The sequence below is a fragment of the Bradyrhizobium sp. SZCCHNRI3043 genome (assembly GCF_032377735.1).
In the GTDB taxonomy this organism is placed as follows: Bacteria; Pseudomonadota; Alphaproteobacteria; order Rhizobiales; family Xanthobacteraceae; genus Bradyrhizobium.
Genome location: NZ_JAUHID010000006.1, coordinates 283,151 through 307,312 on the forward strand (window position 1 = coordinate 283,151; position 24,162 = coordinate 307,312).

The 24,162-nt window shown below is 65.1% G+C and carries 23 protein-coding genes; 15 read left to right on the forward strand and 8 right to left on the reverse strand.

Annotated features, from left to right (window positions below; translation table 11 throughout):
• Positions 1–41 precede the first annotated feature (41 nt).
• From QX124_RS15925 to QX124_RS15955, 7 genes are all read left to right on the forward strand, one after another.
• Positions 42–503, forward strand: coding sequence for a MarR family transcriptional regulator (locus QX124_RS15925; protein ID WP_315739692.1), 462 nt, complete (start codon positions 42–44; stop codon positions 501–503).
• A 378-nt stretch (positions 504–881) separates the two neighbouring features.
• On the forward strand, positions 882–1,142 hold the full coding sequence (locus QX124_RS15930; RefSeq protein WP_315739693.1) for a hypothetical protein: 261 nt from the start codon (positions 882–884) through the stop codon (positions 1,140–1,142).
• A gap of 239 nt (positions 1,143–1,381) precedes the next feature.
• The gene (locus QX124_RS15935; protein WP_315776875.1) at positions 1,382–3,802 is read left to right on the forward strand and encodes a TonB-dependent receptor; all 2,421 of its coding nucleotides are present in this window, start codon (positions 1,382–1,384) and stop codon (positions 3,800–3,802) included.
• 2 nt (positions 3,803–3,804) lie between these two features.
• On the forward strand, positions 3,805–4,494 hold the full coding sequence (locus QX124_RS15940; protein WP_315797668.1) for a Fe2+-dependent dioxygenase: 690 nt from the start codon (positions 3,805–3,807) through the stop codon (positions 4,492–4,494).
• A gap of 11 nt (positions 4,495–4,505) precedes the next feature.
• Entirely contained in the window at positions 4,506–5,444 is a 939-nt protein-coding gene (gene exbB / locus QX124_RS15945) for a tonB-system energizer ExbB (protein WP_315797669.1), read from the forward strand.
• A gap of 6 nt (positions 5,445–5,450) precedes the next feature.
• Positions 5,451–5,930, forward strand: coding sequence for a TonB system transport protein ExbD (gene exbD / locus QX124_RS15950; protein WP_315739697.1), 480 nt, complete (start codon positions 5,451–5,453; stop codon positions 5,928–5,930).
• Positions 5,931–5,946: 16 nt separating this feature from the next.
• Positions 5,947–6,735 carry a TonB family protein gene (locus QX124_RS15955; protein ID WP_315739698.1) on the forward strand — a complete coding sequence of 263 codons (789 nt, stop codon included), beginning with the start codon at positions 5,947–5,949 and terminating at the stop codon, positions 6,733–6,735.
• A gap of 21 nt (positions 6,736–6,756) precedes the next feature.
• Here QX124_RS15955 and QX124_RS15960 read toward each other — a convergent pair whose 3' ends face one another.
• The 7 genes from QX124_RS15960 to QX124_RS15990 form a co-directional block, all read right to left on the reverse strand.
• Positions 6,757–7,161: a hypothetical protein gene (locus QX124_RS15960; protein ID WP_315739726.1), complete on the reverse strand. Its 405-nt coding sequence runs from the start codon at positions 7,159–7,161 to the stop codon at positions 6,757–6,759.
• A 61-nt stretch (positions 7,162–7,222) separates the two neighbouring features.
• Complete coding sequence (locus tag QX124_RS15965; RefSeq protein ID WP_315739699.1) at positions 7,223–7,903, reverse strand: site-2 protease family protein; 681 nt, start codon at positions 7,901–7,903, stop codon at positions 7,223–7,225.
• Positions 7,904–7,958: 55 nt separating this feature from the next.
• Positions 7,959–8,348 (reverse strand): GFA family protein, encoded by a 390-nt coding sequence (locus QX124_RS15970; protein ID WP_315739700.1) that lies wholly within the window; start codon positions 8,346–8,348, stop codon positions 7,959–7,961.
• 206 nt (positions 8,349–8,554) lie between these two features.
• Positions 8,555–9,301: an SDR family NAD(P)-dependent oxidoreductase gene (locus QX124_RS15975; protein ID WP_315739701.1), complete on the reverse strand. Its 747-nt coding sequence runs from the start codon at positions 9,299–9,301 to the stop codon at positions 8,555–8,557.
• A gap of 115 nt (positions 9,302–9,416) precedes the next feature.
• Positions 9,417–10,151, reverse strand: a complete 735-nt coding sequence (locus QX124_RS15980) for an SDR family oxidoreductase (RefSeq protein WP_315739702.1) — start codon at positions 10,149–10,151, stop codon at positions 9,417–9,419.
• A 138-nt stretch (positions 10,152–10,289) separates the two neighbouring features.
• On the reverse strand, positions 10,290–12,113 hold the full coding sequence (locus QX124_RS15985; protein WP_315739703.1) for an IlvD/Edd family dehydratase: 1,824 nt from the start codon (positions 12,111–12,113) through the stop codon (positions 10,290–10,292).
• Positions 12,114–12,251: 138 nt separating this feature from the next.
• Complete coding sequence (locus QX124_RS15990; RefSeq protein WP_315739704.1) at positions 12,252–13,331, reverse strand: LacI family DNA-binding transcriptional regulator; 1,080 nt, start codon at positions 13,329–13,331, stop codon at positions 12,252–12,254.
• A 304-nt stretch (positions 13,332–13,635) separates the two neighbouring features.
• Here QX124_RS15990 and QX124_RS15995 point away from each other — a divergent pair, with 304 nt between their 5' ends.
• From QX124_RS15995 to QX124_RS16025, 7 genes are all read left to right on the forward strand, one after another.
• Positions 13,636–14,697 (forward strand): sn-glycerol-3-phosphate ABC transporter ATP-binding protein UgpC, encoded by a 1,062-nt coding sequence (locus QX124_RS15995; RefSeq protein ID WP_315739705.1) that lies wholly within the window; start codon positions 13,636–13,638, stop codon positions 14,695–14,697.
• Positions 14,698–14,764: 67 nt separating this feature from the next.
• Entirely contained in the window at positions 14,765–16,087 is a 1,323-nt protein-coding gene (locus QX124_RS16000) for an ABC transporter substrate-binding protein (protein WP_315797670.1), read from the forward strand.
• Between the two features lie 268 nt (positions 16,088–16,355).
• Positions 16,356–17,309: a sugar ABC transporter permease gene (locus QX124_RS16005; protein ID WP_315739707.1), complete on the forward strand. Its 954-nt coding sequence runs from the start codon at positions 16,356–16,358 to the stop codon at positions 17,307–17,309.
• A complete protein-coding gene (locus QX124_RS16010; RefSeq protein ID WP_315739708.1) occupies positions 17,306–18,214 on the forward strand; it encodes a carbohydrate ABC transporter permease in 909 nt (302 codons plus the stop codon). The genes QX124_RS16005 and QX124_RS16010 overlap by 4 nt, the downstream gene beginning before the upstream one ends.
• 219 nt (positions 18,215–18,433) lie before the next feature.
• Positions 18,434–19,417 carry a D-erythronate dehydrogenase gene (denD, locus tag QX124_RS16015; protein ID WP_315797671.1) on the forward strand — a complete coding sequence of 328 codons (984 nt, stop codon included), beginning with the start codon at positions 18,434–18,436 and terminating at the stop codon, positions 19,415–19,417.
• A gap of 71 nt (positions 19,418–19,488) precedes the next feature.
• Complete coding sequence (locus QX124_RS16020) at positions 19,489–20,658, forward strand: acetyl-CoA acetyltransferase (RefSeq protein WP_315770907.1); 1,170 nt, start codon at positions 19,489–19,491, stop codon at positions 20,656–20,658.
• Between the two features lie 160 nt (positions 20,659–20,818).
• A complete protein-coding gene (locus QX124_RS16025) occupies positions 20,819–21,376 on the forward strand; it encodes a GNAT family N-acetyltransferase (RefSeq protein ID WP_315739711.1) in 558 nt (185 codons plus the stop codon).
• 224 nt (positions 21,377–21,600) lie between these two features.
• Here QX124_RS16025 and QX124_RS16030 read toward each other — a convergent pair whose 3' ends face one another.
• Positions 21,601–22,164, reverse strand: coding sequence for a DinB family protein (locus tag QX124_RS16030; RefSeq protein ID WP_315739713.1), 564 nt, complete (start codon positions 22,162–22,164; stop codon positions 21,601–21,603).
• A gap of 164 nt (positions 22,165–22,328) precedes the next feature.
• Here QX124_RS16030 and ybaL point away from each other — a divergent pair, with 164 nt between their 5' ends.
• Entirely contained in the window at positions 22,329–24,077 is a 1,749-nt protein-coding gene (ybaL, locus tag QX124_RS16035; RefSeq protein ID WP_315797672.1) for a YbaL family putative K(+) efflux transporter, read from the forward strand.
• Positions 24,078–24,162: the final 85 nt, after the last annotated feature.

Consider the following 24,162-nt stretch of genomic DNA (forward strand, 5'->3'; position numbering starts at 1 on the left):
CAATCGGCAAGCTTCGAGGGATCGCAAGGGAGTTCACAGCCATGTCGCTGGATATGAGACGTCAGCTCGTTGCGCAGCTTGTCGAAAGCTCGCGCATCCTGCGCAACTATATTGATCATCGTGCCAAACAGCGCGGCACGACCCGCGCACAATGGGTGGTGCTGTTTCGGCTGCGCGCGCATGAGGGGATGTCACAGGTCGATCTCGCAGAAGTGCTGGAACTGCAGCCCATTTCGCTGGTGCGTCTGCTCGACAGGCTGGTCGAGCAGGGGCTGCTGGAGCGCCGGCACGATCCGAGGGATCGCCGCGCGAACCGTCTCCATCTCACCGCCGCGGGACGAAAGCTCGTCGATGATCTCGACGAGCTGCGCGATGCGATTGCCGGCGAGGTTCTGCACGACATTCCGGACGAGGCCGTCGCGACCAGCCTGTCCACGCTCAGGGACCTGAAGGATCGGATCAAGACGCTATCCGATCCGAAAGCCGAGGTCGCGCTCAAATAGCCGAGCCGCAGCGCGGACCGTCTTGATCCCATCTTGAGTTGCGTCGTTCTACTAAAACATCTTGAGTGCGAAAAGTGGCGCAGAAGCTTGCCATTGCCGCCGTGCGGCCTGCGCGAGAGCAGGGCGGTCTGCGGCATTCCTCTGTCGCCATCGTCGGCCAGCGCGCCGCGCCGGATCTGTCGCCGACCGCGCGGGTCTCTCGTGCGAAAGCGGCACTCCGACCTATTCTCGCCGTCTTGTCGCGCCCGATGGGTGCTGATTAGAAGCCGATGAGTCCGGCCGCCGTCATGGTGCCGTCGGGCAGGGCAGGATTCAACCGGAGCGAGGCTGCGTCGCCCGACGATGCGCCGTGCGACGATAGCGAATGGGGAGCTCACGATGGAAGAACTGAATGGAAAGATGCTCGCGTGCCAGATCCTGGTCACCGGCCTGATCGCGCGCGTCGCCAACGAGCAGCGCGATCCCTTGCGCTTCCTGACCGATTTTCGCGATGAGATCAGGGCCGTCGTCAAGGGCGTGCGGATCGCGGGGGTCGATGATTCCGATCGCGTGCGCCAGATCGCGGTGCAGACCGTGGACGAGCTGTTCTCGCTGATGAAGCCGCCGAGCAGCGACGAGCCGGCTGGCTCGTCGAACTGACAAGCGCAGCGATTCGACGGCAGCGCGAGTCAATTCGCGCTGTTTAGAACGATTTCAAGTTCCGCATGTTGTTAGTTGAGCGTTTTAGAATTGTTTTGATCTGGAACTATTCAAGGCCAAATTAGGGCTCCTCAAATTGACCCCCTGAAACGCGCCCGATACCAACGACACATCGTTGCAACGCAAATGATCCGCGTTCGCGATGTGGAATGAAAAAATCTGGGGCGCGTGAAGATAAAATGGGACAGGTGAGAGCACCGCGTTCGCTGCGTGGGGTCGCAGCGATGAAGGTCAATGACGGACGAGGAGAGGGGCCCTCCGTCACCAAGGTGTCGGCGGTGGCCGGGCTGATGGCGGTGGCATCGATGTCCTCGGCCGAGGCGCAGCCGGCTTCCGACCTGCCCCCGGTCAACGTCGACGCGCCGATCGCGCGCGCCAAGCCGACGTCCTCCAAGCCGACCGCCGAGCAGGTCCGCGCGCGCAATGCCCTGCGCCGCGCGGCGGCCCGTCAACAGGCGGCGCAGCAGGCCGCGGTGGCGTTCCCGAACGCGGGCGGGCTGTCTGCGCCGGACGCCAACCCTTACGCGGACGCAGCCGAGCCCTACAAGGTCAACCGCGTGCAGGCGTCGGGCAAGTTTCCTGAGCCGCTCCTGAATACGCCCAAGACCATCACGGTGATGAGCAAGGAGGTGCTGCAGGACAAGCACATCACGGCGCTCAAGGAGATCGGTCGCTCGACCGCCGGCGTCACGCTCGGATCGGGCGAAGGCGGCAATGCGTTCGGTGACCGCTTCTTCATCCGCGGCTTCGACGCCCGCAACGACGTGTTCATCGACGGCATCCGCGATCCCGCGGTGTCGATCCGCGAGAACTTCTTCACCGAGCAGATCGAGATCCTGCGCGGCCCGGCTTCTTCGTATGCCGGGCGCGGCACCGCCGGCGGCGCCATCAACATCGTCACCAAGCAGGCTGGCGATACGAACTTCAAGCGGATGGATACCGAGTTCGGCACCGACCAGCAGAAGCGCGTCACGCTCGACGTGAACCAGGTGATCTCGCCAACCTTCTCGGTGCGCACCGGCGGTCTGTTCCAGGACTCCAACGTCGCGGGGCGCAACTACGTCACCGATGACCGCTGGGGCGCCTTCCTCTCGACCAAGTGGACGCCGATCGACGATCTCAAGATCACGACGAACTATGTCCATACCGATCTGTCGGGTTATCCGGATTTCGGTGTACCCTACTACAAGCAAGGCAACGTCCCCGTGACCTCCGCGGGCATTCCGCGCGGCACCTGGTATGGCTTCCTCAATCGCGACTTCCAGACGGCGCGGCAGGATTTCGGCACTGCCGCGGCCGAGTACAAGGTCAACGAGGCGATCACCCTCAGCAGCAAGTTCCGCGGCGAGCACTCGCTGCTCAACTATATCGGCACCTTGCCGCAAAATCCGAACACGACCAGCCCCAATCCGCTGCTCTGGACCACCACGGCGAGCGCGCAGAGCCGCTATCAGACGGTGGACGTCTGGGCCAACCAGAACGATGCGACGTTCAAGCTCGATACCGGGGGCATCAAGCACACGGCGGTGCTTGGTACCGAGTTCTCGAACGAGAACATCTCGATCGATCGCTACACCGGCCTCTCGTCCGAACTGTTCGGCGGCGGCTCGACCAGCTCGGGCGCGGTCACCGGCGTCAACGTGTACTCGCCGCAGTACACCTACATCCCATTCAGCAATACGCCGTCGCTGGTGGGCAACCCGACGCGCTACGGCGTCAACACCAACAGCGTCTACGTCATGGACACGGCCAACTGGCAGGACACGGTCATCCTGAACGGTGGGGTGCGCTATGACGGCTACACCATGAGCTCGTCGACGAACTCGCCGAAATACCTCAAGATGAACGCCGACCTGGTCAACTACAATGTCGGCCTGGTCTACAAGCCGATGCCGATCGGCAGCATCTACGCGGCCTATGCGACCTCGGCCAATCCGTTCGGCTCCGAGCTCGACGCCACCGGCACCGACTATGGCGGCGTGCCCGCCAACACCGCCGTGCTGCTCGGGCCGGAGCGCAACAAGGCCGCCGAGCTCGGCACCAAATGGGAGCTGGTCGACCGCCATCTGCTGGTCTCAGCCGCGCTGTTCCAGACCACCAAGGACAATGCCCGCGAGACCGTCGGCGGCCTGCTCACCTCGGGCGCGGCCTACCGCATCCAGGGCATCGACATCGAGGCGGAAGGCAAGCTCACCGATCGCTGGAGCATCTTCGGCGGCCTGGTGCTGATGCAGTCGAAGGTCACGCAGAGTGGCGTCGCTTCCAACATCGGCCTGCAGCTCGCCAACATCGCCCACCAGTCGTTCAGCATGCTGTCGAAGTACAAGCTCGACAATGGCTGGGAGATCGGCGGCCAGGCGGTCTACCGCTCCAAGGTCTATGGCGGTACCTTCGCGGCGAACACCGGCAACGAGCTGCCGAGCTACTGGCGCTTCGACGCGTTCGTCGAGAAGAAGCTTGATGCGCACTGGACCATGAAGCTTTATGCCCAGAACCTGACCAACAAGCTCTATTACGACACACTGTATCGGAGCGCGGTGCCGTTCGTCGCCGTGGCCCCGGGGCGCGCCTTCTACATCGTCACCACTGCGAAGTTCTGATCATGCTGATCTGCATCCCCGACGTTCTGTCGAAGGACGAGGTGGCCGAGTTCCGCCGCATCATGGATGCGGCGGAGTGGGAGGACGGCCGCTCGACGGCCGGGGCGCAGTCGGCCATGGTCAAGCGCAACGAGCAATTGCCACCGGATGGCGAGGCGGCGCGGGTGCTCGGCCAGCGCGTCATCCAGGCGTTGACGAAGCATCCGCGCTTCCTGTCGGCGGCGATCCCGCTGCAGATCTTTCCGCCCTTGTTCAACCGCTACACTGCCTCGCGCGGCGACCATTTCGGCATCCATGTCGACAATGCCGTGCGCGGCGATCCGCTCACCGGCTTGCGCATCCGCACCGACCTGTCGATGACGTTGTTCCTCGCCGAGCCCGACGAATATGATGGTGGCGAGCTTGTGATCGAGGACACCTACGGCTCGCACGAAGTCAAGTTGCCCGCGGGGCACGCGGTGCTGTATCCGTCATCGAGCCTTCACATGGTCACGCCGGTCACGCGCGGCGCCCGGGTCGCCTCTTTTTTCTGGATGCAGAGCATGATACGGGATGCCCACGTCCGGAGCATGATCTTCGATCTGGACACGGCGATCCAGAGCTTGGCGGAACGCCTCGGGAGGGACGATCCCGATGCTGTCAAGCTGACCGGCATCTATCACAATCTGATCCGGCAATGGGCCGAGGTCTAATGGGCCGAGATATGATGACATCGTTCCTCGTTAGGTTTGCAATCGTCCTGTCATGTCTGTCTGTTGCTGCGGGGCTACCTGCATATGCGCAGCAGGAGCCGGCCAGGTCCGCCCCGGCGGTCTCGACCGATCCGTCCGCGCCGGCGCCGGGCACGGCACACACGATGGCACCACCGGCATCGGTCCAGGCCGCGCCGACGGCCGCTGCGCCGGCCGGCGCAGAGAGCGGCACCCGAAGCGGCAAGTCGGTTGCCACCGGACTCGACGAGCTGTCGCCACTCGGCATGTTCCTCAAGGCCGACATGGTCGTCAAAGCGGTCATGATCGCGCTGGCGCTAGCTTCGGTCGCGAGCTGGGCGATCCTAATTGCCAAGAGCATCGAGTTTTCCGTGCTGCGCCGGCGGCTCGTCGGCGCGCTGCGCAAGCTCACCGGCGCCAAGTCGCTGGCGGAAGCGCAGCTCGCGCTCGGCCATGGAAGAAACGTTGCGGCGGTACTGCTGCAGGAGGCGATATCGGAGGCCCGGCTGTCGGCAGGGCTGAACAGCGATGAGGGCATCAAGGAGCGCGCGGCCTCGAGCTTCACCGAGATCGTGCGTGCCGAGGCCCGGCGCGTGCGCGTCGGCATGGGCCTGCTCGCCACGGTCGGCGCAATCTCGCCCTTCGTCGGGCTGTTCGGCACCGTCTGGGGCATCATGAACAGCTTCATCGGCATTTCCAAATCGCAGACCACCAACCTCGCGGTGGTCGCGCCGGGCATCGCCGAGGCGCTGCTGGCGACCGCGATCGGGCTTGCCGCGGCGATCCCGGCCGTCATCATCTACAACCACTTCTCGCGCGTGACGAAGGGCTATCTCGAGCTCGTCAACCGCGCATCGGGCGCCGCCGGCCGCCTGCTGTCGCGTGATCTCGACCGCAGCCAGGTCGGCATTCACGTGCGCGCGGCGGAGTAGCAGGCGATGGCCGTTTCGCTCTCCGAAGGCGATCTCGACGACGATTTCGACGAGACCCACGACATCAACGTGACGCCGTTCATCGACGTCATCCTGGTGCTCTTGATCATCTTCATGGTGGCGGCGCCGCTGTCGACCGTCGACCTGCCGATCGACCTGCCGTCCTCCAGCGCCACGCCGCAGAAGAAGCCGGACAAGCCGACCTATGTCTCGATCAAGCCGGACCTGTCGCTGGCGATCGGGGAGAACCTGGTCAAACGCGTCGACCTGGTGCGCGAGCTCGACGCCATGACCGATCAGCCCAAGGACCGGCCGATCTTCCTGCGCGCTGACAAGCTGGTGCCCTATGGCGAGCTGATGGGAGTCCTGGAGCTGCTGCGCGCCGGCGGCTACACCAAGATCAAGCTTGTGGCCCTGGAAGCGCCGCCAGCCGCGGCCGCCCAGGGACCTGCGCCAGCGCCGCCGGCCCAGCCCGCGCAGCCGTGAGGAGCGCCGACTTGTGATGAGCGACCTCGACATCGGGCACTCCCCCTCGCGCCGTCTGTGGTTTCTGGCCATCATGGGCGCGCTGATGCTGCATGTCGGCGGCGCCGCACTGGCGCTGACGCATCTGAAGGACGACGAGGACGCCGGCGGCCTCGGCGCGGCAGGCGCTGAGGTCATCGACATCGACATGGGCTCGCCGAAGGTCGAGAACGACGAGGTTCCGGTCGGACAGGACTCGGTGGCGCAGACCGCCGCTCCGCAGATGCAGGAGCAGAAGGCCGAGGTCGAGCAGACTGATCTCCAGAAGGACGTCCCGACCACGACCGAGGAGGCCGACCGCGAGGTCACGACCTCCGACGTGAAGAAGCCGACCGAGGAGCAGAAGGTCGCGACGGTCCAGACACAGGCATCAGAGGCGCAGGAAGCCTCCGAGGACACGGCGCGCAAGGCCCTGGACGAGAAGGTTCCTGAAGCCGAGAAGACCAAAGCGCCGAATGCCGGCATCGGCAAGGACGTGCAAAGGCTGACGGCCAATTGGGGCCGCAAGATCAGCGCCTATTTCGAACTGCACAAGAAGTATCCATCCGGAAAGAAGGTTGCGGCCCAGCTCAAGCTGGCGCTCGTGCTCAACCGGCTCGGCCGTGTCGTCTCGGTGGACGTCAGGGAAACGTCCGGCGATCCGGAGTTCGATCAGGCCGCCGTCAGCATGGTCCGCCGTTCGGATCCCGTGCCAAAGCCTCCCGCGGGCCTCACCGACGACGAATTCTCCTTCATCCTGCCGGTCAAGTTCAACCCGCCGAAATGAGCGGGTAGGGTTCGGCTGACCTCACTGCCAATACAGCCTGACTCCGACATAGACCGCGCAGAGCGCGGCGAAGATCAGCGCGACCGGCAGCTTGCGCGGAGCGGTCGTTCCGCTCTGCGCGGCCTTCGGCTTCGGCGGCAGCTTGCGGAAGGCGGTGACGTTGTCGGTCACCGGCTCGGCGGCGACCGGCTTGACTTCGGGCGGGGCGCCGCCACCGCCCATCTCGGCATAATAGGCCTTGTACATCTCGCGGATGGTGGCCTCGGTGGCCTCGTCCTCCGACATGTCGCCGAGGCGGGTCTTGTAGCTTGCCAGAAAGTCCTGCGCCGCCGGCGGCAGGCCGGAGGCGCCGTTCAGTTTGGCGATCATCTTCCAGGTCGCGAAATCGGCACGGGCGCGGGTGTCGGCGCGGCGTGCGATCATCATGTCGGCGGCTTTGACCAAGAGTGCCTCGGGGCTCGTTCGTTACCATCCCTGACGGGTAGATTTAGACGTTACCCGTCAATAACAGAAGCAGCTGCTTCAGAGAATCGGTCGTGGCGCGGAGCAGCCCCGACACAAGATCAAGATTGAGACCGAACTGGGAACCCGCCAGCGGCAGAAGGATCAAAAATCCGATCAGAATCAGCATGCCATAGGGCTCGAGCCGGGCAAGAGGCCGCGCCAGCACCGACGGCAGCAGGCCGACCGCGACCCGGCCGCCGTCCAGCGGCGGTATCGGGAGCATGTTGAACACGGCGAGCAGGATGTTGAACGAGAAGGCATTCAGCAGGTTGTGGGCAACCCACTGCGCGCCCCCGGCCGGCACGAACGGCATGAGGTGAAAGGCCAGGGCGGCCGCAAGCGCCAGCGCGATGTTGGTCGCCGGGCCCGCGAGCGCCACCATCACCATGCCGGCCCGCAGCGGCTGCAGATTGCGAAAATCGACCGGCACCGGCTTGGCGTAGCCGAACAGGAACGGCGAGCCGGACAGCAGCAGCATGCCCGGCAGCAGGATCGTGCCGAACGGATCGATGTGCTTGAGCGGGTTGAAGCTGACGCGACCGAGTCGCAACGCCGTGTCGTCGCCGAAGCGCCAGGCGACGAAGGCGTGAGCGGCCTCATGAAAGGTGATGGCGATGATGATCGGCAGGATCCAGACGGAGATGCCGTAGAGGGAGATGTTCAAGGATCGGGGTTCCGGACGCGTTACGGCCCTACATAGGCACGATGGTTCCCCGATGCTACGCGGGATTCTCCGGAAATTGCGGCAGGCCGTCGTTGAGTTGCACCCAATCCATCTTTTCAGAGACCCAGATGTGCTCGGTCGGGGCAAAGGCGTTGCGGTCGTCGAAGCAGGCCAGGGCCACGCCGACCACCGCGCGCGTGTTGCGCCATGAGAACAGCCTGACGCCGCAGCGCGGGCAGAACATGCGGTCGAGCGCGTCGGAGGAGGGGAAGCGCGCGGTTTCGCCGGTGATCGTCAGCGCGTCGTGCGCGAACAGCGCGCGGGCGAAGAACGGCGCGCCCGTCGCCCGCTGGCAGTTGCGGCAGTGGCAGACGCGCACGTTGATCGGCTCGCCGGTGCATTGGAAGCGCACCGCGCCGCAGAAGCAGCCGCCGTGGTGGGTCATCAGGCAAGCTCCATGGGTCAGAAATCGTGTCGTCAGCGAGACGTGTAGGGTGGGCAAAGGCGCGAGGCAGTCATGCCTGTGTTCTCGCAATATCTCCGGCGCGCTGTGCCCACCGTCCTGATGGGCGAAAGCCGATGGTGGGCACGTCGCCGTCTGCGACGGCGCCTTTGCCCACCCTACACATGGGACGTACCAAACTAACCAAACTAATAAGTTGCGCGGCCGCCGGAAATGTCGAATACGGCGCCTGTCGAGAACGAGCATTCTTCCGAGGCGAGCCACGACACCAGCGCGGCCAGCTCCTCGACCAGCACGAAGCGGCCCTTCGGGATCTTCGACAGCATGAAATTGATGTGCGCTTCCGTCATCTGGTCGAAGATGGCGGTCTTCGCCGCGGCGGGCGTCACCGCGTTGACCGTGATGTTGTGCTGCGCCAGCTCTTTGCCGAGCGACTTGGTCAGCGCGATCAGGCCGGCTTTGGACGCCGAGTAGTGCGCAGCGTTCGGGTTGCCCTCCTTGCCGGCGATCGAGGCGATGTTGACGATGCGGCCATAGCCCTGCTTCAGCATCACCGGCACGATCGCCTTGGCGCAGATGAAGGGACCGTCGAGATTGATGCGCAGCACCTTGCGCCACTCCTCGAGATCGGTCTCCCACACCGTCTTGTTGATGCCGGCGATGCCGGCATTGTTGACCAGGATGTCGATGCCGCCCAACGCGGCCAGCGTCGCGTCACGGGCGCCTTCGACCGCTTTGGTGTCGGTGACGTCGACCTGCAGCGCCAGCACCTCCGAACCGATCGCCTGCGCGGTCTTCTCCGCCAGCGCGATGTCGTGATCCCAGATCGCGACCTTCGCGCCCGACGCCTTGAAGCGCTCGGTGATGGCGCGGCCGAAGCCCTGCGCGCCGCCGGTGACCACGGCGCAGCGGTTGGTAAGGTCGATGTGGTTCATGATGTTTCCCCGGTCGATCTTTGTTGTCGTCATTCCGGGGCGCGCGCAGCGCGAACCCGGAATCTCAAGATTCCGGGTTCAGCCCTGCGGGCTGCCCCGGAATGACGGAGCAGAACTACAGCGTCCAGCCGCCGTCGATGGTATGCGCGACGCCGGTCGTGAACGCGCTCTCGTCGCTGGCGAGATAGACCGCGAGATGGGCGATCTCCTCCGCCGTGCCGAGCCGGCCCATCGGCTGGCGCGAGATGAACATCTCCAGCCCGTTCGGGCCGGCCGAGGCCGCGCGTCCCAGCATCGAGGGCGTTTCGATCGTGCCCGGGCAGATGCAGTTGCAGCGGATGCGCTTGCCCACGAAATCGGCGGCGACCGAGCGCGTCAGCGCCGCCACGGCCGCCTTGGTCGCACCGTAGACGTAGCGGTTCGGCGCCGCCTTGAACACGCCCGCGGCGGAGGCGATGTTGACGATGGCGCCGCCGCCCTGATCGAGCATCTTCGGCAGGAAGGCGCGGATGGTGCGATGCATCGACTTGACGTTCAGATCGAACGAGAAATCCCAGTCGTCGTCGGAGCAGTCGAGGATGGTGCCGTTATGCACGAAGCCGGCGGCGTTGAGCAGGATCTCGACCTTGCCGACCCGCTCGGCCATCGCGTTCACGGCCGCGGTGTTGCGCACGTCGAGCGTCGCGACCTCGGCAATGCCTTCGCTCTTCAGCATGTTCAGGCCGTTCTCATCGATGTCGGTGGCGAATACGGTGGCGCCTTGACGCGCGAAGGCAATGGCACAGGCGCGGCCGATGCCGGCAGCGGCGGCAGTGACGAAGGCGCGCTTGCCCTTGAGACGGTCGGACATGGGGTCTCCCTGGAGATGCGATTTGATGTCTTCCGTCATCGCGAGCGCAGCGAAGCGATCCAGGGGCCGAACGAGGACTCCGGATTGCTTCGTCGCTTCGCTCCTCGCAATGACAGGGGTTGGCTTTGTGCGTTGTGATTAGTGATTATGCCGCGCCACACCGACGGTGCCGGCGATGTTGTGATAGCGCGTGGCAAGCTCCATGCAGGCGCCGGTGGACTGCTGGCCCACCGTGTTGCGATAGAGCTCCTGCCACGGCGTCTGGTTGGCGGGGTGCGGGAAGCCGCCCTTGGCCTTCAGCTCGGCGCGCCGCTTCGCGAGCTCCTCGTCCGAGATCAGGATGTTGGCCGAGCCCTTGTTGAGGTCGATGCGCACGCGGTCGCCGGTCTTGAGGATTGCGAGCCCGCCATCGGCGGCGGCCTCCGGCGACGCATTGAGGATCGAAGGCGACCCCGAGGTGCCCGACTGCCGGCCGTCGCCGATGCAGGGCAGGGACAGGATGCCACGTTTGATCAGCGCCGCCGGCGGCTGCATGTTGACCACCTCGGCGCCGCCGGGATAGCCGATCGGCCCGGCGCCGCGGATGAACAGCACGCAGTGCTCGTCGATCGCAAGCGACGCATCGTCGATGCGGTCGTGATAGTCCTCCGGACCCTCGAACACGATGGCGCGGCCCTCGAACGCGTTGGGGTCCTTCGGGTTGACGAGATAGCGGTCGCGGAATTCCTTGGAGATCACGCTGGTCTTCATGATCGCGGAATCGAACAGGTTGCCGCGCAGCACCAGGAAGCCGGCGTCCTTCACCAGCGGCTTGTCGTAGGACCAGATCACGTCGCCGTCGGGCTTCGGCGCCTCGCGGCAATTCTCACCCATGCTGCGGCCGTTGACGGTGATGACGTCCTCGTGGATGCGCTTGTGGCGCATCAACTCGCCGATCACGGCCGGCACGCCGCCGGCGCGATGGAATTCCTCGCCGAGATAGAAGCCGGCCGGCTGCATGTTGACGAGCAGCGGCACGTCATGGCCGAACGTCTGCCAGTCGTCGATGTCGAGCTCGACGCCGACATGGCGCGCCAGCGCGTTGATGTGGATCGGCGCGTTGGTCGAGCCGCCGATCGCGGAGTTGGCGACGATGCAGTTCTCGAACGCCTTGCGGGTGAGAATGTCAGAGGGCTTGAGGTCCTCCCACACCATGTCGACGATGCGTGTTCCCGTCTCGTAGGCGATCTGGCCGCGCTCGCGATAGGGCGCTGGGATCGCGGCGCAGCCGGGCAGGGACATGCCGAGCGCCTCGGCCAGCGCATTCATCGTCGATGCCGTGCCCATGGTGTTGCAATGGCCAACCGACGGCGCCGAGGAGGCGACGATCTCCATGAACTCCTCATAGCCGATCTCGCCGGCGGCGAGCCGCTCGCGCGACTTCCACACCACGGTGCCGGAGCCGGTGCGCTGACCCTCGTGCCAGCCGTTCAGCATCGGGCCGCCCGAGAGCACGATGGCGGGGATGTTCACGGTCGCCGCGGCCATCAGGCAGGCCGGCGTCGTCTTGTCGCAGCCGGTCGTCAGCACCACGCCGTCGAGCGGATAGCCGAACAGGATTTCGACCAGGCCGAGATAAGCGAGGTTGCGGTCGAGCGCGGCCGTCGGGCGCTTGCCGGTCTCCTGGATCGGATGGGTCGGAAATTCCATCGCGATGCCGCCGGCGGCGCGGATGCCCTCGCGGACGCGGTGCGCCAGCTCGATGTGATGGCGATTGCAGGGCGAGAGATCGTTGCCGGTCTGGGCAATGCCGATGATCGGCTTGCCCGACTGCAGCTCGGCGCGGGTCAGGCCGTAATTCAGATAGCGCTCGAGATAGAGCGCGGTCATGCCCGGATTGTGCGGATCGTTGAACCACGCCTGCGAGCGCAGCTTGCGGCTCTTGTCAGCGCCGTTGCCGGCATGCCCGTTCGACTTCGTCATGTGTCTTCTCCCGCAGTGCAAACGTGGCGAGGCCGGTCCGTCGTCTGCGCGCCGTCGGCCCGCTGTCGAAGATCGCCTACGTCTTTCGTTCAAGTCGTTGTTGGTTCGAGTGGTTCTAGTTCATGGTCTTTGGTTGCGCTACCATTTTGTTCCGGAAGCGCGCCCCGACGCGGGCTGCGGACTTGCGGCGGCGCGCTGCAAGGTCGAGCTCTGCCGTTCGATCACCTCGAAGCCGAGATCGACGACGCGCTCCGCCACGGGACGCCCTTCGACGGCGTCCATGATCATCGTCGCCGCGCGCCGGCCCATCTCGTAGCGATTGGTGCGCACGCTGGTGAGCGTCGGAACCGCCGCGGCCATGAATTCCATGTCGTTGAAGCCGACGATCGCGACCTGCTCGGGCACCGCGATGTGCCGGCGCTGGCATTCGAACAGCACGCCGAGGGCGAGATCGTCATTGGCGCAGAACACCGCGTCGAGATCCGGCGCCTTCATCAGCAGATCGGAGAACAGGCTGCCACCCATTGTGGTCGAGGTCGGAACAGGCGCCGTGACGATGAGACGCGGGTCGAACAAGCCGGCCTCCTTCATCGCGTTCTGATAGCCCTGCAGCCTGCGCTGCACCCTTGGGTCCATGCGGGCGCCGATGAAGCCGATGCGGCGGCAGCCCTGCGCGAGAAGGTGTGAAATGGCTGCAAAACAGGCATCGACGTGCGAAAATCCGATCATCATGTCGATCGGGTCGGCGCCGAGCTCCATGATCTGCACGACGGGACAGTCCGCTGCCTGGATGATCGACCGGCTCTCCGCCGTCTGGTCGAGACCGGTCACGATCAAGCCGGCCGGCTTCTGCATCAGGAACAGCCGCAACAGGCGTTCCTCTTGCAGCACGCTGTAGCGGGTGTTGGCGAGCTGGATGCTGTAGCGGCTACCCTCGAACGCGTCATAGATGCCGCGCAGCACGTCGGAGAACACGTTGTTGGTGAGGGACGGTATCAGCACGCCGATCACTTCGGTGCGCTGCGAAGCGAGCGCGCGGGCGGCGAGGTTCGGCACATAGCCGAGCTCCTTGGCGGCACTCTCGATCCGCGTGCGGCGGCCGGCCGAGACCGTGGCGGGATTACGGAAGAAGCGTGACACCGTGATCGGGCTGACGCCCGCCAGTGCCGCAACTTCGGTCAGCCGGACTTTGCCCGGCTCGATGCGTTTCCGTCCCATGCCTCGCTCATAGCATAGGCGGTCTGGTACACAAGCGATATTGACAGCGCTATCACGCGGTTGCTAAGCGAGGCATTGCGGAAGCGAACTGAACTGCGGACAATGTCAGCCGAGCTGGTCCTTGTTTCAGATCCAGTCGGAGCGACCAGAGCCAACAACAAGACCACCAAAAACAAGACTGCCAAAAACAAGACTGCACGACCAAGACTACAAAACGACAAGCGGCCTGATCAAACGGCCGAGAACAACGGTCAGAATGCCGCCGGCAAGCAGCCAATGCTGTCGGTCTTTGAGGAGGAAATTGATGTCGTCGGTGCAAATTCGCGACGTGCGCAAATCATTCGGCGGATTCGAGGTGCTGCACGGCGTGACGATTCCGATCGAGGATGGCGAGTTCGTCGTGCTGGTCGGGCCGTCCGGCTGCGGCAAGTCGACGCTGCTGCGCATGCTCGCAGGGCTCGAGAACATCACCGCCGGAACCATCTCGATCGGAGAGCGCGTCGTCAACAACGTGCAGCCGAAAGAGCGCGACATCGCGATGGTGTTCCAGAACTACGCGCTCTATCCGCATATGACGGTCGCCGACAACATGGGCTTCTCGCTGAAGCTGCGCGGCGCACGGCCCGAGGACATCAAGAAGGGCGTCGCGCGCGCCGCCGAGATCCTGGCGCTGACGCCGCTGCTCGACCGCTATCCGCGCCAGCTCTCCGGTGGCCAGCGCCAGCGCGTCGCGATGGGCCGCGCCATCGTGCGCGATCCGCAGGTGTTCCTGTTCGACGAGCCGTTGTCGAACCTCGATGCCAAGCTGCGCGTCGCGATGCGCACCGAGATCAAGGAGCTGCATCAGCGGCTCAAGACCACCACCGTCTACGTCACCCACGACCAGATCGAGGCCATGACGATGGCCGACAAGATCGTCGTCATGCACGACGGTATCGTCGAGCAGATGGGCTCGCCACTCGATCTCTACGACAAGCCGGACAACCAGTTCGTGGCCGGCTTCATCGGCTCGCCGGCGATGAACTTCCTCAACGGCCACCTCAAGTCCAACGGCTCGGTCTATGTCGAGACCGAGAACGGCGCCAGGCTGCCGATCCTCACCGCGCCGGCTGCCTCCGACGGCCGCCCCGTCGTCTACGGCGTTAGGCCCGAGCATCTCGAACTCGCCGATGACGGCATCGAGGCCGAAGTGGTCGTGGTCGAGCCGACCGGCTCGGAGACGCAGATCGTCGCCCGCATCGGCACCCAGGACATCATCGCGGTGTTCCGCGATCGCCACGAGGTCAATCCTGGGGCGAAGATCCATTTGCGTCCGCGCGCGTCGGCGGCGCATCTGTTCGACAAGGACAGCGGCCGGAGAATTTGACCAGCCGCACGGCGCGGAACTGACAACAAGCAAAACAAGCAATATACTCAACGGGAGAAAACTTCAGATGGCTCATTTCCCCACCGATCGACGGTCTCTGCTCAAGGGTGGCGCGACCTTGCTGGCGGCTGCCGCGATCATGTCGGCCGAGGACCTGCTCGGCTACGCCAAGGCCTGGGCGCAGACCTCGCCCTTCAAGCCGGAGCCCGGCGCCAAGATCAACATGATGCGCTGGAAGCGCTTCGTCGAGGCCGAGGACGTGGCCTTCATGAAGATCGTCGACGCCTTCCAGAAGGCCAACAACGTCACCATCAACGTCTCCAACGAATCCTATGACGACGTCCAGCCCAAGGCCTCGGTCGCGGCCAATACGGGGCAGGGGCTCGACATGGTGTGGGGCCTCTACACGCTGCCCTTCCTGTTCTCCAACAAGTGCGTCGACATGACCGACGTCGCCGACTACCTCGGCAAGAAGTGCGGCGGCTGGACCGACTCGGGCAAGGCCTATGGCATGCTCGATGGCAAGTGGATCGGCATCCCGGTGGCGGCCACCGGCGGCCTCGTCAACTACCGCATCTCGGCGGCCGAGAAGGCCGGCTTCAAGCAGTTCCCGAAGGATCTCGCCGGCCTGTCCGAGTTCTTCAAGGCGATGAACAAGAACGGCACGCCGGGCGGCATGGCGCTCGGCCACGCCTCGGGCGACGCCAATGGCTGGGTGCACTGGGCGCTGTGGGCGCATGGCGGCAATCTGATCGACAAGGACAACAAGGTCGTCATCAACTCGCCGGAGACCGCCAAGGCGCTCGAATACGTCAAGGGCCTGTACGACAATTTCGTGCCGGGCACCGCGTCGTGGAACGACTCGTCCAACAACAAGGCGTTCCTCGCCGGCCAGCTCTACGCGACCGTCAACGGCATCTCGATCTATGTCACCGCCAAGAAGGAGGCGCCGCAGATCGCCGAGGACATGAACCACGCGCATCTGCCGCCCGGCCTCGACGGCAAGACCCGCGAGATGCATTTGGGCTTCCCGATCCTGGTGTTCAACTTCTCCAAGTACCCGCAGACCTGCAAGGCGTTCACCGCCTTCCTGCTGGAGCCGGAGCAGTTCAATCCGTGGATCGAGGCGGCGCAGGGCTATCTGTCGCACTTCCTGAAGGGCTACGACGCCAACCCGATCTGGACGGTCGATCCGAAGAATACGCCGTATCGCGAGGTCGCGGCGACCGCGACCACGCCGGCCGGCCTCGGCAAGCTCGGCGAGGCGGCTGCGGCCGCGATCGCCGACTTCGTCCTGGTCGACATGTTCGCGAACTACTGCACGGGCCGCGAGGACGTGAAGACGGCGATGGCGAGCGCCGAGCGCTCCGCCAAGCGCATCTTCCGCTGAGAAAGATCGCCGACCTTGTAGGGTGGGCAAAGGCGCGCCGAGATCGAATCGAGAGATCGCGATCTATCGCGCGCCGTGCCCACCATACGGGTTGCTGACTGTCGTCATTGCGAGGAGCCGAAGGCGACGAAGCAATCCAGTCTCTTTGCTCGGCCCTGGATTGCTTCGCTTCGCTCGCAATGACGGAACGACTTTTCTATCCGTCCCGAACGCCGGTGGGCACGCTACGCTTTGCCCACCCTACGGTTCGAAGGGAGCTGCTCGACCCATGAGTACCATTCAGACCTCGTTGCCGCGAGGCGCCGCCGTCGGCGAGCCCTCGGCATGGGTGCGCATCAAGACCAACCGCAACGTCATCGCGCTGTGGTTCATGTTGCCCGCGGCGGCCTTCCTGATCCTGTTCCTGGCCTATCCGCTGGGGCTCGGCGTCTGGATGAGCTTCACCGACGAGAAGATCGGCCGCACCGGCGTCTTCGTCGGGGTCGAGAACTATGAATGGCTGTGGGACGACTCGATCTTCTGGCTGTCGGTGTTCAACACGCTGCTCTACACGATCGTGGCAAGCGCCATCAAATTCGCGATCGGCCTGTATCTCGCGCTGCTGCTGAACCGGCACATGCCGTTCAAGGCCATGATCCGCGCCATCGTGTTGATCCCCTTCATCGTGCCGACCGTGCTGTCGGCGATCGCGTTCTGGTGGATCTACGATTCGCAATTCTCGATCATCTCCTGGTCGCTGATCAAGCTCGGGGTCATCACTCAGAACATCAACTTTCTCGGTGACACCAACTGGGCGCGTGCCTCCGTCATCATCGCCAACATCTGGCGCGGCGTGCCGTTCGTCGCCATCACCTTGCTGGCCGGCCTGCAGACCGTGTCACCCTCGCTCTATGAGGCCGCCACGCTCGACGGCGCCACCAGTTGGCAGCGCTTCCGCTTCATCACCTATCCGCTGCTGACGCCGATCATCGCAGTCGTCATGACCTTCTCGGTGCTGTTCACCTTTACCGACTTCCAGCTGATCTGGGCACTCACCCGTGGCGGCCCCGTCAACGCCACCCACCTGATGGCGACGCTAAGCTATCAGCGCGGCATCATCTCCGGACGGCTCGGCGAGGGCGCCGCGATCGCGACCGCCATGATCCCGTTCCTGATGGCGGCGATCGCGATCTCCTGGTTCGGCATGCAACGGCGCAAATGGCAGCAAGGATCCGACCAATGACCGACACCACGCTGCACGCCAAGGCGCCCACCACGGCCGGCTCCGACGAATCCGAGGGCATGAGCTACCTGGAGTCGCTGCCGCGCCGGCTGATCACGCTGTATCTGCCGCTGTTCATCATCCTCGTGGTGCTGCTGTTCCCGTTCTACTGGATGGGGCTGACGTCGATCAAACCCGACGAGCAACTGATCGACATGGAGAAGTACAATCCGTTCTGGGTGGTGCATCCGACCTTCAAGCACATCTCCAAGCTGCTGTTCGAGACGCAGTATCCGCGCTGGCTCTGGAACACGATGTATGTCGCGGTCGGCGCGACCACGCTGTCGATCTTCGCCTCCGTGCTCGCGGCCTACGCGATCGTTCGGTTGCGCTTCAAGGGCGCCGACACCGTCGGCGTGCTGATCTTCTTCGCCTATCTGGTGCCGCCGTCGATCCTGTTCATCCCGCTGGCCTCGGTGATCCAGGCCTACGGCTTGTTCGACTCGCCGCTGTCCTTGATCCTGGTCTATCCGACGCTTCTCATCCCGTTCTCGACCTGGCTCTTGATGGGCTACTTCAAGACGATCCCGTTCGAGCTCGAGGAGTGCGCCCTGATCGACGGCGCCAGCCGCTGGCAGATCCTGGTCAAGATCGTGGTGCCGCTCGCGGTGCCCGGCCTGATCTCGGCCTTCATCTTCTCGTTCACGCTGTGCTGGAACGAGTTCATCTATGCCCTGACCTTCCTGCAGTCGACGCCGAACAAGACGGTGCCGGTCGCGATCGTCAACGAGTTCGTCGACGGCGACATCTACAAATGGGGATCGCTGATGGCCGGCGCCCTGGTCGGCTCGCTGCCGCTGGTGATCCTTTACGCCTTCTTCGTCGAGCATTATGTGTCGGCGATGACCGGCGCGGTGAAGGAGTAGGCGAGATTCGCGTGTTCCGTCATTGCGAGCGCAGCGAAGCAATCCAGAGCTATGGAGAAGACTCTGGATTGCTTCGTCGCTTCGCTCCTCGCAATGACGACCAGTTTTCGTAGGGTGGGCAAAGCGAAGCGTGCCCACCGTCGTCCGGCATCACCCGGTGCTGCGGTGGGCACGGCGCTATGCGCCTTTGCCCACCCTACATTTTGAAGGAGCATTCCCTTGCATATTCTCGTTCTCGGCGCCGCCGGCATGGTCGGACGCAAGCTGGTCGAGCGGCTCGTGCGCGACGGCCGCCTCGGCGAGGCCGCCATCACCCGCATGACGCTGCAGGACATCGTGGCCCCGGCCAAGCCCGACACGTCCATCGCGGTCGAGACCATCGCCGGCGATTTCGCTGTCCCGGGCTTTGCCGAGAAGCTGGTCGCCGCGCGCCCCGACGTGATCTTCCACCTCGCCGCGATCGTCTCGGGCGAGGCCGAGCTCGATTTCGACAAGGGCTACCGCATCAATCTCGACGGCACGCGGATGCTGTTCGACGCCGTCAGGCTGATCGGCGACGGCTACAAGCCGCGGCTGGTCTTCACCTCGTCGATCGCGGTGTTCGGTGCGCCGTTCCCCGACGCCATCGGCGACGAGTTCGTCAATGCGCCGCTGCTCAGCTACGGCACCCAGAAGGCGATCGGCGAGCTGCTGCTGGCCGATTACAGCCGCCGCGGCTTCTTCGACGGCGTCGGCATTCGTCTGCCGACCATCTGCATCCGCCCCGGCGCGCCCAACAAGGCCGCCTCCGGCTTCTTCTCCAACATCCTGCGCGAGCCCTTGGCCGGCAAGGAGGCCGTGCTGCCGGTGTCTGAGGACGTCCGGCACTGGCACGCGACGCCGCGCTCCGCTGTCGGCTTCCTCCTGCATGCCGCGACTATGGACACCGCGCGGATCGGCCCGCGCCGCAACCTCACCATGCCCGGCCTGTCGGCGACGGTGGGCGAGCAGATTGCCGCGCTCCGGCGCGTCGCTGGTGACAACGTCGCGGCTCGCATCAAGCGGGTTCCCGATCCCTTCATCATCGGCATCGTCAACGGCTGGCCGCGGAATTTCGAGGCCAAGCGGGCCCGCGAACTCGGCTTCACCACGGAAGAAAAGACCTTCGACGACATCATCCGGATTCACATCGAGGACGAACTCGGTGGTAAGTTCGTGGCCTGAGAACGCCAGGCCCTGGACCTGAATGGCGCGAAGCGCCATTTTGGGAGAGGGAGACATTCGGGAGAGAGATCATGACCGCCAGCATTGTCGGATGGGCGCATACGCCGTTCGGAAAGTTCGACGCCGAGACCGTCGAGAGCCTCGTCGTCAAGGTCGCCAACGAGGCGATCGCAGATGCCGGCATCTCGGCCGGTGACGTCGACGAGATCGTGCTCGGCCATTTCAACGCCGGCTTCTCGCCCCAGGACTTCACGGCGTCGCTGGTGCTGCAGGCCGACCCGGCGCTGCGCTTCAAGCCGGCGACGCGGGTCGAGAACGCCTGCGCCACGGGCTCGGCTGCCGTGCACCAGGGCATCCGTGCCATCGCTGCCGGCGCCGCGAAAATCGTGCTGGTCGTGGGCGTCGAGCAGATGACGCGCACGCCGGGCCCGGAGATCGGCAAGAACCTGCTCAAGGCCTCGTACCTGCCGGAGGATGGCGACACCGTCGGCGGCTTCGCCGGCGTGTTCGGCAAGATCGCGCAGGGCTACTTCCAGAAATACGGCGACCAGTCCGACGCGCTGGCGCTGATCGCAGCCAAGAACCACAAGAACGGCGTCGCCAACCCCTATGCGCAGATGCGCAAGGATTTCGGGTTCGAGTTCTGCCGCTCCGAGAGCGAGAAGAACCCCTATGTTGCCGGCCCCCTGAAGCGCACCGACTGCTCGCTGGTGTCCGACGGCGCCGCCGCGCTGGTGCTGGCCGACAGCGAGACCGCGAAGTCGTTCGCCAAGGCGGTCAATGTCCGCGCCACCGCGCACGCGCAGGATTTCCTGCCGATGTCCAAGCGCGACATCCTCGCCTTCGAGGGCTGCACCGTCGCCTGGCAGCGCGCGCTGGAGAAGGCGGGCGTCACGCTGTCCGATCTCTCCTTCGTCGAGACCCATGACTGCTTCACCGTCGCCGAGCTGATTGAGTACGAAGCGATGGGCCTGACCCCGAAAGGGCAGGGCGCCCGCGCCATCAAGGAAGGCTGGACGCTCAAGGACGGCAAGCTGCCGGTCAATCCGTCCGGCGGCCTCAAGGCCAAGGGCCACCCGATCGGCGCCACCGGCGTCTCCATGCACGTCATGACCGCCATGCAGCTCACCGGCACGGCGCCCGAGGGCATGCAGCTGCCCAACGCCAAGCTCGGCGGCATCTTCAACATGGGCGGTGCGGCGGTCGCGAACTACGTCTCGATCCTGGAGCCGGCGAAGTAGGCGAGGTCCATACTCCGTCATTGCGAGCGAAGCGACGCAATCCAGGGCCGAGCATGCTGCCCTGGATTGCGTCGTCGCTGCGCTCCTCGCAATGACGGTGATACAGGAGAGCTTCCGCGATGCGGAAGCTCTTTGTCATTCGCTGGTCCGATTGCCTATCATGATCATCTCCACCGAACGTCTGACCTTGCGCGAGTGGCGCGACGAGGACCGGGCGCCGTTCGCGGCGATGTCCGCCGATCCGGCCGTGATGCAATTCCTCCGCGCGCTGCCAACGCGGCAGGACTCGGACCGGTGGATCGATTTCCAGATCGCCCATCAGGCCGCGCACGGCTTCGGCTTCTGGGTGGTCGAAGACCGCGCCACCGGCACTTTCCTCGGCGCCACCGGTCTGTTCCGCGTCACCTTCGACGCGCCGTTCACGCCGGCGGTCGAGATCGGCTGGCGGCTGGCGCGCGCGGCCTGGGGGCAGGGGATCGCGACGGAGGCAGCGCGCGCGTCGCTCGCGTTCGGCTTCGATGAGCTCGGCCTTGATGAGATCATCGCCTATGCCGCGCCGGCCAATCACGCCTCGCAGAACGTCATGCGCAAGCTCGGCATGATCCGCGACGAAGCGTCCGATTTCGATCATCCGCGGGTCGAGGCGGACAGTCCGCTGCGCCGGCAGGTGATGTACCGGCTGCCACGCGAGATGTGGGCCAAGAGCGAGATGCGGTAGGGTGGGCAAAGCGGCCGCCGAAGGCGGCAGCGTGCCCACCGTCGGGCGGCGTGCGCATCAGCAGGATGGTGGGCACGGCGCCATTGCGAGCGCATGCGTGGAGAGAGCGCGGCAGCGCCTTTGCCCACCCCAGGGTGCCATTCTGGTAGCCCGGATGAGCGCAGCGATATCCGGGTCCATCGCGACAGCTCGTGTGACCCCGGATGTCGCTGCGCTCATCCGGGCTACGGCTTCCAGACCTTTTCCTCGCTGAAGCCGAGCTCGGCAAAATCCTTCGTCCGGAACGAGGCGTCATCCGCCGGAAAGAACTCATCCAGCTGCGGCGGCTTCACCGACGTGCTCGACAGCATCGCATGCGCCTGGCCGCGGTGGTGGATGTCGTGCTGGAACAGATGCAGCAGGAGGCGGTCGCAGCGCTCGTTCTGCACGCGGCTCTCGCGGTTGATGCGTACGTTCACGTCGAGCCGCGCCGGTGTCAGCGCCTCGCAGAACGCGATCAGGCGGCGGTCCATCGCGCTCTGCGCCTTCGCAAGATCGGCCAGGCGCGGGAACGGCACCTCGTTCTGCCACGCCATCGGGCCGAGCCAGCCGCCTTCCAGCGCATCGATGTAGAACAGATCGATGATGTAGATGTGGTTCAGCGTCCGCTGCAGGCTCGGGAAAAAGCCCGTGCGCTCGGCGGCGAAATCCTCGGCGCTGAGCTGGCCGCAGGCGGTCAGCAGCCGGTGATTGGCCCATGCATTGTTATAGGCGAAAGCGCGAAAGGTCTGGACGAGATCGGCGGGCATTGGGACAGGGCACCCCGTGATGGCTCGCTTCAGATCATACGGAACTGATCACGCCATTCACCACCGATTTCCGCAGCCATCCGTGCACCATCCCCATGCGCGTTGCGGAACTCTGCCACAATTGGTCGCGGTGCATCGCTGCGCCTCCTGTGCAACAAGTTGAGATGCCGCACGACACACCCCTCATCGCGACCATCGTCGCCGGCCTTGGACTGGCCTTCGTCTTCGGAGCGCTCGCGCAGCGGTTCCGGTTCCCGCCGCTGGTCGGCTACCTCCTCGCCGGCGTTGCCGTCGGTCCATTCACGCCGGGCTTCGTCGCCGACCAGGCGCTGGCGACCGAACTGGCCGAGCTCGGCATCATTCTCCTGATGTTCGGCGTCGGCCTGCATTTCTCGCTCAAGGACCTGATGTCGGTGCGCGCCATCGCCGTGCCCGGCGCGATCGTGCAGATCACGGTGGCGACCCTGATGGGCATGGCCTTGAACTGGGCGATGGGCTGGTCGATCGGCGGGGGGCTCGTGTTCGGTCTCGCGCTCTCGGTCGCCAGCACCGTGGTGCTGCTGCGCGCGATGCAGGAGCGCCGGCTGATGGACACCGAGCGTGGCCGCATCGCGGTCGGCTGGCTGATCGTCGAGGATCTCGCGATGGTGCTGGCGCTGGTGCTGATCCCGGCCTTTGCCAGCCTGCAGAACGGCAATGGCGACGTCGCCGCCGCCGATCCGCTCGCCGCCCGCTTCGGCCTCGGGCTGACCGGCGTGCTGCTGCTGACCTTCGTCAAGATCGGCGCGTTCATGGCGGTGATGCTGCTGGTCGGCCGCCGCTTGATCCCGTGGATCCTGCACTACATCGCCCACACCGGCTCGCGCGAGCTGTTCCGCCTCGCCGTGCTCGCGATCGCGCTCGGCGTCGCCTTCGGATCGACAAAACTGTTCGGCGTGTCGCTCGCGCTCGGCGCCTTCTTCGCCGGCATGATGCTCGGCGAGTCGCCGCTGAGCCAGCGCGCCGCGCAGGAGTCGCTGCCGCTGCGCGATGCCTTCGCGGTGCTGTTCTTCGTCTCCGCCGGCATGCTGTTCGATCCGGGAAGCGTCATCCGCGAGCCCTGGCCGCTGCTCGCCACCCTGTTCATCATCCTGTTCGGCAAGTCGGTCGCCGCGTTCCTGATCGTGATCGCATTCCGCCATCCCACGTCGACGGCGCTGACGATCTCCGCAAGCCTCGCCCAGATCGGCGAGTTCTCCTTCATTCTCGCCGAGATCGGCGGCGCCTCGAACCTGCTGCCGAAAGCGGGCCGCGACCTGATCCTGGCCGGCGCCATCATCTCGATCATGCTCAATCCGCTGATGTTCGCCGCGCTCGATTGGCTGCTGCCGCGGCTGGAGCGCCGCCGCGCCGATGCCTCGACGCCGGCCGCAACACCGCCGGCCGAGATCCCGGTGACGCAACTGACCGAGCACACGATCATCGTCGGCTATGGCCGCGTCGGACGCCTCGTCGGCGAGGCGCTGCAGCAGCGCGGGCATCCGTTCCTTGTGGTGGAGACGTCGGAGGACATCCCGAAGCAACTGAAAGGCGCCGGCGTCGAGACCATCACAGGCAACGCCGCCCGCAGCAACGTGCTGCGCGCGACCAATCCGGCCCTGGCGCACGCGCTCGTCATCGCCATCCCCGAGGCGTTCGAGGCCGGACAGATCGTCGAGCAGGCGCGCGCCGCCAATCCGGCGCTGCACATCGTGGCGCGGGCGCATTCCGATGCCGAGGTCGATCATCTCAAGTCGCTGGGCGCCGACAAGGTCATCATGGGCGAGCGCGAGATCGCGCGCGGCATGATCGAGGAATTGGATACGAGGCCACCCGACGCCGCCCCCGAGCTGGCGCCGGAGCGGACGGCGGAGGGGGTGCAGATCCAGGCGTAGAACGCGCAGCCCCGGGTGAGCGAAGCGACACCCGGGTTCATTCGCACAGCTCGTGTGACCCCGGATATCGCTTCGCTCATCCGGG